This window comes from Ensifer adhaerens (genome assembly GCF_013283195.1).
GTDB classification, from domain to species: domain Bacteria; phylum Pseudomonadota; class Alphaproteobacteria; order Rhizobiales; family Rhizobiaceae; genus Ensifer; species Ensifer adhaerens_G.
On sequence record NZ_JABEKT010000001.1, the window covers coordinates 458,553 to 470,694 of the forward strand.

Genomic DNA, 12,142 nt, shown 5'->3' on the forward strand with positions numbered 1-12,142 from the left:
CCGGGCCGCCAGCTGAACTCATCGAGGGTGGGTCAGAACTCGGCCCAGCCTTCGGTGGCCAACGCCGTGTTTCCTTGCACCAGTGGCACAGCAGCTCGTCTTACGGCCGGGCGGGCATTGCTGTCAGCGTATTGATGGGCGCTAACGGTGCGCGGCGCGGCTCTGCGCGCTCCCGATTGGGGCGAGGTGCTGGTTTCGCCGGACAGTTGGAACCTGTCGATCAGGGCTCGAAGATTGCTGCCCTCCTGGGCAAGCGTCGCCGAAGCGGCATTTGCCTCCTCGACCATGGCGGCGTTGCGCTGCGTCACCTGGTCCATCTGGTTGACGGCCGTGTTGACCTCGGCCAACCCGACGGATTGTTCCCGCGCCGATGTGGCGATGGCCGCCATATGCTCGTTGATGGTGATGACGTGCGCCTCGATGGTCTTCAGGGCCTGGCCGGTATCGCGCACCAGCCGAACGCCGCTTTCCACCTCCGAGCTGGAGCTGCGAATCAGTTCCTTGATTTCCTTGGCGGCTTTTGCCGAGCGCTGCGCCAGCTCGCGCACTTCCTGCGCCACGACCGCAAAGCCCTTGCCGGCTTCACCCGCCCGAGCTGCCTCGACCCCGGCATTCAGCGCCAGCAGGTTGGTCTGGAAGGCGATTTCGTCGATTACACCGATGATGCTGGAAATCTGGCTGGATGATTCTTCGATCCGCCGCATCGCCTCGACGGCATTTGCAACGACGACGGCAGACTGCGTCGCGCTGGTCTTTGCTTCGCCGGCGACATCACGGGCTTCCTCCGTCCGCCGCGAAGAATTGCTGACATTGGCGGTGATCTGGTCGAGTGCCGCGGCCGTTTCCTCCAGGGATGCTGCCTGCTGTTCCGTGCGCTTCGACAGGTCATCGGCGCTCTGGCTGATTTCGCGGGTTCCCAGGCCGATGTTGCCGGCACTGTCGGCGACTGCGAGCATGGCATCGTTGAGCTGCCCGGCTGCCTTGTTGAGGTCGTGACGCAATTGCTCGAATTCGGCGGAGAACGGCTCGTCCAACCGGACGGCAAGATCGCCGTCGGCCAGCCGCTGCAAGCCTGTCGCAAGACCTGATGTCGCCTGGACCAGCCTCTGCTGCGCGGCCCGTTCGGCCTCCGCCTGCATTCTCGTGCGTTCGGCTTCGCCGTTGCGGCGGCTCTCTTCGGCTTCCGCCTGCAGGCGAAGGTTGGATCGGGCGGCTTCCCGGAACGACTGGATGGCGCGGGCCATCTCGGCGATCTCGTCCTTGCCGGTCACCGCAGTGCCGTCATCGTCGAGATGGCCGTCGATGAGTTTGCGCATCGCGCCGATCTGTCGGCCGAGTGGGCCGATCACACCACGTGAAACAACAAGATACGTTCCGGCGGCCAGTACGAGGACGAGAAGGATGATGCCGATGCTGAGCACCCGCACCGTCTCGAACTCACGGTGCTGTGCCTGAAAGACCTCATCCGACAAGTGAACTTGCAGGTCGGAAATCTCCGAAATGGTCTCGGTCAACGGATCGATGGTTTCGTAGAGCGTCGTCCGAACGAAGCCGTCGAGCGCAGCCGAATCACCCTCCGTCAGGATCCGGGTCAGCGTCGCGATCGAATCCATCGCGATCACCATCTGCTGCTTGGCGTTTGCGACAAGCTTATGTTCCTCCGGGGTCATCGAGGTCGCGACATAGGCGTCCCAATTGGCTGTTATCACCTGACGCGCGTTATTGACCGATGCGAGGCCGGTCTCCATCGTCTCGTTGCCGTTGCGCACCTTGTGCGCCGCATCGACGATGGACACGGCAAAAGCGTCCGACGTCGCCTTCAGATTCTTCAGCGGCACGATGCGGTCGGCATAAACAGCATCCATCGTTTCGCTGTTTTCGGCGAGCGCATGCTGGCTGTAGACGGCAATGCCGATCGCGATGAGTGACAACAGTGCGATCGCACTGAGGAGCTTGGTCTTGATCAGCATGTCCGGTCCCTTGGTTAGGCATCTATCGGCCACACTTTTTATTTAATTAGATAATCCTTGCTTAATAACGTGCTGAAATTCCGGCCTTATTGCGCGTTTTTTGAACAAATCGTCGAGCCGGATTCAGATGGCGGCCACCCTGATTTGAAGTGCCTGAAGCAGAGCAACTCTGCGTATCAGGGCCGACGGAATATCGTCGGGATGTGCGGCCAACAAAAAAAGCCGCCGAGGATCCCGGCGGCTCTGATCGCATGATTGAGGTTGTGTCTTACTGCTGAACGACCACGCGTGCGTTCTTGCCTGGACGGACCCGCGAATAGAGATCGATAATGTCCTGGTTCATCAGGCGGATGCAGCCGGACGAAGCGGCCGTGCCGATCGACGACCACTCCGGCGTGCCATGCAGGCGGAACAGGGTGTCCTTGCCCTGGTCGTTGAAGAGATAGAGTGCGCGCGCGCCGAGCGGGTTCTTCAGGCCCGGGCCCATGCCTGCCTCGACGTACTTGGCCACTTCCGGCTTGCGCTCCGCCATTTCCTTCGGCGGGTGCCACATCGGCCATTCCTGCTTCCAGGCGATATAGGCTTCGCCTTCCCAAGCAAAGCCCGCCTTGCCGACGCCGATACCGTAGCGAACAGCCTTGCCGCCAGGCAGCACGTAGTAGAGGAAACGGTTTGGGGTGTTCACAACGATCGTGCCGGGGCGCTCGCTCGTCGAATAGTCGACGATCTGGCGATGGAAACGATTTTCGACCCTGTTGATCGGAACGGCCGGAAGCGCATAGCCGTGATCCTCAACTGCGCCATAATCACCCGAAAAGATCTGGTTAGAAGCGACCTGTTCCGCAACGGGAGCAGGCTCGCCGCCAGCCGTCTCGGACTTGGTCGAAGTTGTCGAGCAGCCGGCCACGGCGAGTGTCGCCGCCAGGCTGCACAGGAGGAAGGCATTGCGGAAGCGCATAGGAGTCTCTTAAATAAGAAGCGAAGAAAAACTGGGTCGGCCCGACCGTCAGTGACTCCGGTTATTTTCGATTAGTTGCCGCTATGCAAGGGATTGCGCGGCAACAAGGCGGCGGGAAAGTGTAAATTCCGTGACGCTGGCTTTTTTGCAACAAAAGCGGTGACGCATGCGAGTCTAGGCGTATGACAATTCTCTCTATCCATGGCGACAACCCTCTCGTCGACGGCCGGCAATCGAATCGCGCGCTCATGGTGCGCCGCGGAGTCCAGCGACTTTTCGCCGAACTTCGGCACTCGGTGCTGCCCGAACTCACGCTCGCCAGCGGCCGCCGCGCCGATCTCATTTCTTTGTCGGTAAAGGGCGAAATCTGGATCGTCGAGATCAAGACGTCGATCGAGGATTTCCGTGTCGATCGCAAATGGCCCGACTATCGGCAGCACTGCGACCGGCTGTTCTTCGCCACCCATGGCGAAGTCCCGCTCGATATCTTTCCTGAGGACTGCGGTTTGCTGCTGTCGGATGGCTACGATGGACACATCATCCGCGAAGCACCGGAACATCGGCTGGCGCCGGCCACCCGCAAATCGGTGCTGCAGCTCTTTGCCCGCACCGCCGCGCAGCGGTTGATGCTGGCGGAGTGGGCTGCCGAGCGCAATGGCGAACTCGGCAACTCCATTCGCGATATCGTTTCCGGCTCCCGTGACGGGTCCGCCGAAGGCTGATTATTTTGGCGCGCGCTTGGCCAGGATGCGTTGAAGGGTCCGGCGATGCATGTTGAGCCGACGCGCCGTCTCCGACACATTGCGCTCGCACATCTCGTAGACACGCTGAATATGTTCCCACCGTACCCGGTCGGCCGACATCGGGTTTTCTGGTGGCTCCACCCGTTCGCCCTGGCGCTGCACCAGTGCCGCGAAAATGTCGTCGGCGTCGGCCGGCTTGGCAAGGTAATCGACCGCTCCGAGCTTAACGGCATTCACGGCCGTTGCGATGTTGCCGTAGCCGGTCAGCATGATCATGCGGGTGTCGTCGCGGCGGCTGCGGATCGCCTCGATCACGTCGAGACCGCTGCCGTCGCCCAGCCTCAGATCGATGACGGCGTATTTCGGCGGGTTGCCCTTTGCCTTGGCGATGCCTTCTGCAACGGACTCGGCGATATCGACGGTGAAGCCGCGCGCTTCCATGGCGCGGGCGAGGCGTCGAAGGAACGGGGCGTCATCGTCGACGAGCAGCAACGTTCTGTCCGGTCCGATCAGTTCGGCGTCCTGGGCATGCGTGCTGGGCGATGCTGTCGATTTTTCGGTCATTCTCGCAATCCTTGGGCGAAAATCGGGACATTTTCGCCGAGATTATAGGTTTCCTGTCACGCGGTTCAATAAACTGCCAAACGTCATTTCGCCAGTTTCGTATCCATCAGTGCACGCGGCCATTCGACGCTGACCTTGGCGCCGGGTCGATCCGCGCCGCCGTTCTCGAAGCGCAGCCGCGCGCCGGAGCGTTCAAGCAGCGTCTTGGCGATGAACAGGCCGAGCCCCAGGCCGCCGGCGCTGTCGTCCTTTTGCCGCCGCGTGACATAGGGCTCGCCGATGCGCATCAGGATATCGGGGGCAAAACCGTCGCCATCATCGGCAATCGTCACCTTGACGTATTCAGCCGTGTGCTCGACGGTCACCGTCACCTGCTTCTTGGCATAGTCGACCGCATTTTCGAGCAGATTGCCGAGCCCGTACAGAATGCCGGCGTTGCGGTTGCCGACCGGCTCGGATGCCTTGTCGCCCTTTTCGACCAGGTTGATGTGAATGCCGAACTCGCGGTGCGGCGCCATCACTTCTTCCACCAGCGAGGAGAGCGGCAAGAGCCGCATATGTTCTTCGCTCTCGGAGGACAGCGTCGTCAGTCGCTTGAGAATGTCGCGGCATCGCTCGCTCTGGCTGCGCAATAGGTGCACGTCCTCGCCGAAGCGGGGATCATCGCCGAGTTCGCGTTCCATTTCCTTGGCGACGACGCTGATCGTGGCAAGCGGCGTGCCGAGTTCATGGGCGGCGGCCGCCGCCAGGCCATCGAGCTGCGAAAGGTGCTTTTCACGCTGCAGTACCAGTTCGGTCGCCGTCAGCGCCTCCGACAGTTCGCTCGCTTCCAGCGAGACGCGATAGGTATAGAAGGCGGCAAAGGCCGTCATCGACACGATCGCAAACCAGATGCCGGCCGTCAGCACCCGGGGCATCAACAGGAGCGTTCCCGGATACCAGGGCAGCGGGAAGGGCGAGAAGGCGAGGGCCGTCACACCGATCACTGCGAGCCCGGCAAGCACGATGCTGTGCGGTTTCGGCTGCGAGGCGGAGGAAATGATGACGGGCACGCACAGCAGCGGCGCAAACGGATTGGCAAGCCCGCCGGTGATGAACAGCAGGCCCGTCAACTGCGCCAGATCGAGCCCGAGGAGCGCGAAGGCGGCCGGCGGCCGCAACCGATGCGTCGGCGGAAAGCGCAGCGTGAGATAGGTATTGACCAGCGCCAGGGTGGCAATCAGCACCAGGCACAAAAGGAGGGGCAGCGGAAACTGCAGCCACAACGTCGTGATGATGACAGCGATCGACTGCCCGCCGACCGCAAGCCAGCGAAGGCGGATGAGCGTCTGCAACCGCAGGCTTCTGTTGGAAGTCGGATCATTGTGTTCCATCGCCACTGCCGTCATGCCTGCTCTTGTTCCTAAAGGTCCCATGGGGGTGTTGCCTCATGTACCACGCGGTTTTGCCCGTGTCGTCGGCGCGGCTTCCGCCGGGTTTTCCGGCCACGGGTGCTTGGGATAGCGCCCGCGCATATCGGCGCGGACATCGCGCCACGACCCCGCCCAGAACCCCGGCAGGTCGCGTGTGGTCTGGATCGGCTGCCGGCCGGGTGAGATCAGTTCGAGCAAAAGCGGCAACCGGCCGTCGCCGATGGCAGGGTGCTTCTTCAGGCCGAACAGTTCCTGCACCCGGATGGAAAGAAGCGGCTCATCGCCATCATAATGGATCGGATGCCGCTGCCCCGTCGGCGCTTCGAAATGCGTCGGCGCCAGTTTTGCCAGCTCCCGCTGCCGGTCATGCGGGATCAGCGACAGCAGCCCTTCGGACAATGCGCCGGCCTTGATATCGGCGATGGCGGTGACGCCGTGCTGAAACGGAACGAACCAGTCCTCGAGGCGCGAAAGCAGGGCTTCCTCGGAAACATCGGGCCAGGGTTCGCCGATCGAGCGATGCAGGAAGCCGATGCGATCGCGCAGCTGCACCGCCTCCTTGGAAAACGGCAGCACTGCCAGTCCAAGCTGGCGAACGCCGTCGGCAAGCGCCCGTGCCGCACTCTCACCGGTCGGCCTTGGCAGCGGCGCCTCCTCGAAGATGATCGCGCCCAATCTGGTGACGCGGCGCGCCCGCACCTGGCGGCTCGCCCGGTCGAAGACGCTTTGCGCTTCGCGCACGATCGCGTCTGGCATATGCGCTTCGACATCGGCGCGCGAAAGCTCGGCTGCCGCCAGCACCCGCTGGCCGCCGGCCCTACCGGTGAGATCGGCGATGACAAGCATGTTGGCCGCGGCGAGGCGCTCGGTCTCGGCAATCTCGGCGCCGCGGCCATTGGCCATCACGAACCGTCCGCGGCCACCGCGCTGCAGCGCGATACGGTCGGGGAAAGCGTGCATCAACAAGGCGCCGGGCTGGATCGGCTCGTTCGATCTCGGCCCGCTTTTAAGGTCCGCCGCCATGCGGCGGGCAAGGTTGCGCGCGGCCTCGGCCCGTTCGCCGCGTTCCTGGCGAAATCGGCGCAGCCGATCTTCCAGGTCGATGGCGTTGCCGCCAAGCCCCTGCTCGGTCAGCATGACCGCCAGCAGGCAGGCGGCCTCGCCCTGGCCTTCTTCGGCTGCCGAAACGGCCATCGCCGCAAGGCGCGGCGGCAGGGCCAGATCGCGGATCTTGCGTCCCCTCGGCGTCAGCGCGCCGGAACCGCCAAGCGCGCCAAGCTCGCTCAGCAGCTTTCGGGCTTCGATGAGGGTTGTTTCCGGCGGCGGGTCGATGAAGGCAAGGGCTGCGGGATCGCTGACGCCCCAGTGCGCCATGTCGAGCAGCAGCCCGGAGAGGTCGCTGGCAAGGATCTGCGGCGGCGTGAAGGCAGCAAGCGCCGCGGTCTGGCCGGCGTGCCAGAGACGGATGGCGATACCGGGCTCCGTTCGCCCGGCGCGGCCTGCGCGCTGGTCGGCCGACGCGCGCGAGACGCGCACGGTCTCGAGCCGGGTGATGCCAGTGGAAGCTTCGAACACCGGCAATCGCTGCAGGCCGCTGTCGATGACGATCCGCACGCCGTCGATGGTGATCGAGGTTTCGGCGATCGACGTGGCAAGAACGATTTTGCGCGTGCCTTTGGGCGCCGGCCGGATCGCCGCATCCTGCTCCCTCTGTGTCAGGTTTCCGTAGAGCGGAACCACCGTCGTCTCGGGCCCGAACCGGTCGGCAAGCCGGGATGCCGTTCGGGTGATTTCGGCCTGACCCGGCAAAAATGCGAGGACCGAGCCCTCTTCGCTGCGATGCGCCTCGACGATGGCGCGAACGACGGCGTCCTCGACGCTCTCGCCGCCGCGGTCCTGGTTTCGGATGTCGATCGGAAAACTGCGCCCCTGGCTTTCGACGACGGTGGCGTCGCCGAGCAATGTTGACACCCGTGCCACGTCGAGCGTCGCCGACATGACGATGATCCGGAGATCGTCGCGCAGCGCAGACTGTACGTCGAGCGCCAGCGCCAGACCGAAATCGGCATCCAATGATCGTTCGTGAAATTCGTCGAACAGCACCGCCGAAACGCCTGTCAGCTCCGGATCGTCGAGGATCATGCGGGCAAAGACCCCTTCGGTCACCACCTCGATCCGGGTCTTTGCCGATATCCGGTTGTCGAGCCGCATGCGGTAGCCGACGGTTTCTCCCACTTTCTCGCCGAGCAGTTCCGCCATGCGGCCCGCCGCCGCTCGGGCGGCGAGCCGCCGGGGTTCGAGCAGGATGATCTTGCCGCCCTTTGCCCAGGGCTGGTCGAGCAGGAAGAGCGGCACGAGCGTCGTCTTGCCGGCGCCGGGCGGCGCCGAAAGCACGACCGAGCGGGCCTTGTCGAGGGCTGCGCCGATCTCGGGCAGGACTTCTCGAACGGGCAGGGGAGGCAGGGTAAGCGTCACGATTGCGTCTCCGCTCCGATATGGATGAAGGCACCACCGGCGGCATCCGCGTCCGCTCGGTCATGTGTCACAAGGATTGTCGGTAGGCCAGCTGAGCGCGCCTTGGCAAACACCAGTTCGCGCGTCTGCTGGCGCAGGGCCATGTCGAGCTTTGAAAAGGGCTCGTCGAGCAGCAGCAGGCGGGGCTGGGAGAGAAGAACACGCTGGAGGGCGACGCGTGCCTTTTGCCCGCCTGACAGCGTCTCGGGATCGCGGTCGAAGAATCCTCCAAGACCAACTTCATCGAGCGCCTCTTCGGCCAGTCGGCGCCTGACGTCCCGACCCCTGATCGCCTCGGGGATGGCAAAGACGATGTTGCCGCCGACCGAAAGATGCGGGAACAAGAGCGGATCCTGGAAGAGAATGCCGGTGTGTCGCTGTTGCGGCGGCAGGCCGATCAGATCGTCTTCTCCGAGAAGAACTGCGCCGCTGGCGACGAAGGCAGGGTCGAGAAAGCCGCCGATATAGGCAAGCAGCGCCGATTTGCCGGCGCCTGACGGTCCCATGATCGTCAGCACGTCGCCGGGCATCACCGTCGCCGAAACGGAAAGCAGCACTCTGCCCGAGAGCCGGATGGTCACATCGGACAAAGTCAGAGCCATCGTCTTGCCCGGTGTCTGCATTCAAATCCTCATTGCCCGTCGGTGGCGGAATAGCAATTGCGGCACCAGCGATGCAATGAGAAAACCGAGGAAGGGCAACAGCGCCTGCAGCAGCGCATAGACGCCGATGACGCGCCGATCGCCGCCTGATGAAAGCGCCACGGCCTCGGTGGTGATCGTCGTCACCCGTCCGGCGCCGATCAGCACGGTCGGCAGGTAGAGGCTGACAGAAACTGCAAAGCCGACGGCAAAGGCGGTGAGGCAGGCGCGAAGCAGCATCGGCAGCCGGATGGTGACGAGGATCGCCAGTGGTGACTTGCCCAGACCGGACGCAATTTGTTCGTAACGCCGGTCGAGCGCCCGCCAGGGCGGCCCAAGTGACAAGAGCACATAGGGCAGAACGAAGACGAGATGCAGGGCGGCAACCGTGGCGATCGATGGTGAAAGCCCCGCCATCGCTGCCAATATCTGCAATCCGAATACGAAGGTTATCTCCGGGACCAGCAACGGCAGAAAAACGGGGAGCCAACGATCGGCAGAGCGGTGCCCGCTCCGCGATAGCAGCCCGATGGCGATCGCAAGGGCGACGAGCGACGACAGGAGAGCGATGGCGATGGTGGTTGCCAGGGGTGCGGCGAGCGTCTCGAGAGCGCGCTCCCATGTTTTGAACGTGAGGTTTGTCGGCAGACGATCGGGAAAGGGCCAAAGCCCTGCGATCGACCACAGGGCCAACAGGCCAAGACCGATGAAGATGAACGCGGCGGACGTGGCCATCACTGACGCTGCGGCCAGGCGAAGAAGCCTGTCGTCGCCAAGGCGTTTTCCCGAGGAACTTAGGCGCCGGTGACAAATGCGGCCAAGCCGTTCGACGCCGATCCAGATCGCGATCGCCAACAGGCCGAGCGCAAGCTGCAGAACGGCGCCGGCCGACGCGAGAAAGCGGGCGCCGATGTCGTCGTCGGCAAGCCAATGGGCGATGCGCACCGGCAAGGTCGGTGGCAATTGCGGCCCGAGGATCATCGAGACGTCGACCACCGAGGTCGAGTAGACCAGCACCGCGAAAACCGGCAACCGGACCTGCCGGTAGAGCAGCGGCCAGAGCGCGATGGCAAAACCCGACACCCTGTTAAAGCCGAGCGCCGTCATCAAGCGCCGCGCATTCGCGACCGGCAACTGCGGCAACGCGGCCAGCATCACCAGCAGCAGAAAAGGGATCTCCTTGGCGACGAGGCCTGATATCATCGACAAGCCGAGCGAATCGTTGGGGATGAGCCAGTCCGGCGGGCGGGTGAAGCCGGTGAGTACGGGAGAGATGATCCGAAGCAGAAAGCCGGACGGCGCGATCAGGAAGGCGATCGCAAACGCCGATGCGGCGTGCGGAACGGCGAGCAGCGGCGACAACAGGTGCTGGATGAAGGCGAAGGGCCGCGTACCGGCAAAACCGGCGACGAAGGTCGCGACCACCACCAGGGCGACGAATGTGCTGGTCAATCCGGCTGCCAGACTGATGAGCGCCGAGCGCAGGATATGCGGTTGGGCGGCAAGCGCCTCGAAGTGCTGAAATGTCACCTGCGTCCCGCCGAGTGCCGGCAGGTAGCCGAAGGCCGGAAGCAGGGTGCCGGCGAGCCCGGCCAGCACCGGCAGGCACAATACCACGGTAACACCGGTGCCGATGTGCGGATGCAAGGCGCTTTTCACAGGAGTGTCCGTCGATAGCGCCGGCGCGCACCGTCAATTGGCGGCGCCATATCGCCGGATCCATTCGGTTTCGATCCGGGTCATCCAGTCCGGATGCGGTTCGTCGAGCGCCGGACCCAGTTGATCGGGCCGCAATGTCGCGACGCCGAGATCGAGCGCGGCAAAGGCTGCCCGGTCCGCATCCGGCAGTTTCGCCATCGCCAGCACAGTCGGGTCCCCCCAGAACTGTGTATTCTGCTTGCGTAACTGTGCTTCGGGCGAGATCAGGAAATCGGCAAGCAACAACGCGCCCGCCTTTGCATTGGCATTATAGGGAATGGCAACGAAATGGGTGTTGCCGAGCGTTCCGCCGGGAAAGACGAAGGAGCGGACGGTGTCCTGCAACTCGCCATTGGCGATCGCCGCCGAAGCTTCCGCCGGATTGAAGGCGAAGATGATGTCGAGCTCCCCATCCGCCAGCTTCTGCTTCATGTCGGGATAGTTCTGCGGATAGGCCTTTCCCTTGCGCCATAGATTGGGTGTCAACTGGTCGAGATAGGCGAAAAGCGGCGCGACATCCTGTTGAAACGTTGCCTCGTTTACCGGCTTCAGCAGCTTGCTCCTGTCCGCGACGAGCTCGATCAGCACCTGCTTCAGAAAAGAAGAACCGATGAAGTCCGGCGGCTGCGGATAGGAGAAGCGCCCGGGATGGGTCTGAGCCCAATCGACCAGGTCTTTTGCCGATTTCGGCAGCTCAGCGGTCGGCGTGCGGGCCTTGTCATAGAAGAAGACCAGTTTGGCGCCGCCCCACGGGCTTTCGAGCCCTTCGGTCGGCACGGTGAAATCGGTGAGAACAGTCGGTTTGGCTTCGTGGTCGACATAGGCCCAGTTCGGAAGCCGGGTTGCCCAACCAGGGGTGAAAAGCAGGCCCTGCCGCTTCATGGCGGCAAAATTCTCGCCGTTGATCCAGATGAGATCGACGCTGCCGTCGGCATCCTTGCCCGCCGATTTCTCGGCAAGCACGCTGGCCACCGCCCTGGCGGTGTCGTCGAGCTTCACATGCACGACGTCGACACCATAGCGTGCCTTCATCTGTTCGCCCGTCCAGGCGATATAGGCATTGATGTTGGCAGCACCGCCCCAGGCGTTGAAATAGACGGTCTCGCCCTTGGCTTCGGAAACGACCGACGCCCAATCATCGATGTCGAAAGCTGCCGCCGGCCCGGCAAGGCCAAGTGTCACGGCGACTGCCGTTGCCCATCGTCTTGTCCATCCGGCCATATCAGCGCTTCCCCGTTTGCTGTTTCGGCGCGAAGGTAAGCCAAGGGCCCGCGCCGTCAATGTGCGCCGTCGGCCGCGACCGTCACGTTTCGGTGAAACGCTCCGGGGTGAATGGGGGCATGATTTTCCCCAAAGAACCCTAGCGATCGGCGAGATGATCACCCTTTTGCGCAGGCGTCCGGGAGAAATCAGGAGGGGCGCAGGCATTTTCCCGACTGAAGGCGCCGTTTTTTGACCATCTGGACAATGATTCTGAGCATGCCCGCCGCCATTTGCGGGATCGTGCCCGCCCTGTTGAAAACTCCCCTTCGAATTTCGTGTTTATTTTCAGTTAGTTGTCGTTTCTTGGTGATTTTTTGAAATTGTCTGTTGACGTGTTCGAGGTGTGGGGTCTATAAGCCCGATCACTGAACGAGGGCGG

Annotated in this window: 9 protein-coding genes; 1 reads left to right on the forward strand and 8 read right to left on the reverse strand. The window is 63.1% G+C overall.

The window, feature by feature from the left end:
* Window positions 1-32: 32 nt before the first annotated feature.
* Together LPJGGPFB_RS02065 and LPJGGPFB_RS02070 are read right to left on the reverse strand one after the other, a co-directional pair.
* Window positions 33-1,970 (reverse strand): HAMP domain-containing methyl-accepting chemotaxis protein, encoded by a 1,938-nt coding sequence (locus LPJGGPFB_RS02065; protein ID WP_173418514.1) that lies wholly within the window; start codon window positions 1,968-1,970, stop codon window positions 33-35.
* Window positions 1,971-2,238: 268 nt separating this feature from the next.
* A complete protein-coding gene (locus LPJGGPFB_RS02070; RefSeq protein WP_173418515.1) occupies window positions 2,239-2,928 on the reverse strand; it encodes a L,D-transpeptidase in 690 nt (229 codons plus the stop codon).
* A gap of 182 nt (window positions 2,929-3,110) precedes the next feature.
* Here LPJGGPFB_RS02070 and LPJGGPFB_RS02075 point away from each other — a divergent pair, with 182 nt between their 5' ends.
* Window positions 3,111-3,650, forward strand: coding sequence for an MmcB family DNA repair protein (locus LPJGGPFB_RS02075; protein ID WP_173418516.1), 540 nt, complete (start codon window positions 3,111-3,113; stop codon window positions 3,648-3,650).
* On the opposite strand, the gene LPJGGPFB_RS02080 is transcribed toward LPJGGPFB_RS02075, so the two are convergent.
* The 6 genes from LPJGGPFB_RS02080 to LPJGGPFB_RS02105 form a co-directional block, all read right to left on the reverse strand.
* Window positions 3,651-4,235, reverse strand: a complete 585-nt coding sequence (locus tag LPJGGPFB_RS02080) for an ActR/PrrA/RegA family redox response regulator transcription factor (protein ID WP_025425369.1) — start codon at window positions 4,233-4,235, stop codon at window positions 3,651-3,653.
* A gap of 83 nt (window positions 4,236-4,318) precedes the next feature.
* The gene (locus LPJGGPFB_RS02085; protein WP_173418517.1) at window positions 4,319-5,623 is read right to left on the reverse strand and encodes an ActS/PrrB/RegB family redox-sensitive histidine kinase; all 1,305 of its coding nucleotides are present in this window, start codon (window positions 5,621-5,623) and stop codon (window positions 4,319-4,321) included.
* Window positions 5,624-5,662: 39 nt separating this feature from the next.
* The gene (hrpB, locus tag LPJGGPFB_RS02090; protein WP_173418518.1) at window positions 5,663-8,122 is read right to left on the reverse strand and encodes an ATP-dependent helicase HrpB; all 2,460 of its coding nucleotides are present in this window, start codon (window positions 8,120-8,122) and stop codon (window positions 5,663-5,665) included.
* Window positions 8,119-8,784 (reverse strand): ATP-binding cassette domain-containing protein, encoded by a 666-nt coding sequence (locus LPJGGPFB_RS02095; RefSeq protein ID WP_234902753.1) that lies wholly within the window; start codon window positions 8,782-8,784, stop codon window positions 8,119-8,121. The genes hrpB and LPJGGPFB_RS02095 overlap by 4 nt, the downstream gene beginning before the upstream one ends.
* Window positions 8,785-10,461 carry an ABC transporter permease family protein gene (locus tag LPJGGPFB_RS02100; protein ID WP_173418519.1) on the reverse strand — a complete coding sequence of 559 codons (1,677 nt, stop codon included), beginning with the start codon at window positions 10,459-10,461 and terminating at the stop codon, window positions 8,785-8,787.
* 33 nt (window positions 10,462-10,494) lie between these two features.
* The gene (locus LPJGGPFB_RS02105; RefSeq protein ID WP_173418520.1) at window positions 10,495-11,721 is read right to left on the reverse strand and encodes an ABC transporter substrate-binding protein; all 1,227 of its coding nucleotides are present in this window, start codon (window positions 11,719-11,721) and stop codon (window positions 10,495-10,497) included.
* Between the last annotated feature and the right edge of the window lie 421 nt (window positions 11,722-12,142).

Excerpts from the sequence above, each read along its gene's own strand:
- LPJGGPFB_RS02065 (WP_173418514.1), bottom strand. The coding sequence starts at position 1,970 with ATGCTGATCAAGACCAAGCTCCTCAGTGCGATCGCACTGTTGTCACTC.
- LPJGGPFB_RS02070 (WP_173418515.1), bottom strand. The coding sequence starts at position 2,928 with ATGCGCTTCCGCAATGCCTTCCTCCTGTGCAGCCTGGCGGCGACACTC.
- LPJGGPFB_RS02075 (WP_173418516.1), top strand. The coding sequence starts at position 3,111 with ATGACAATTCTCTCTATCCATGGCGACAACCCTCTCGTCGACGGCCGG.
- LPJGGPFB_RS02080 (WP_025425369.1), bottom strand. The coding sequence starts at position 4,235 with ATGACCGAAAAATCGACAGCATCGCCCAGCACGCATGCCCAGGACGCC.
- LPJGGPFB_RS02085 (WP_173418517.1), bottom strand. The coding sequence starts at position 5,623 with ATGACGGCAGTGGCGATGGAACACAATGATCCGACTTCCAACAGAAGC.
- LPJGGPFB_RS02095 (WP_234902753.1), bottom strand. The coding sequence starts at position 8,784 with ATGCAGACACCGGGCAAGACGATGGCTCTGACTTTGTCCGATGTGACC.
- LPJGGPFB_RS02105 (WP_173418520.1), bottom strand. The coding sequence starts at position 11,721 with ATGGCCGGATGGACAAGACGATGGGCAACGGCAGTCGCCGTGACACTT.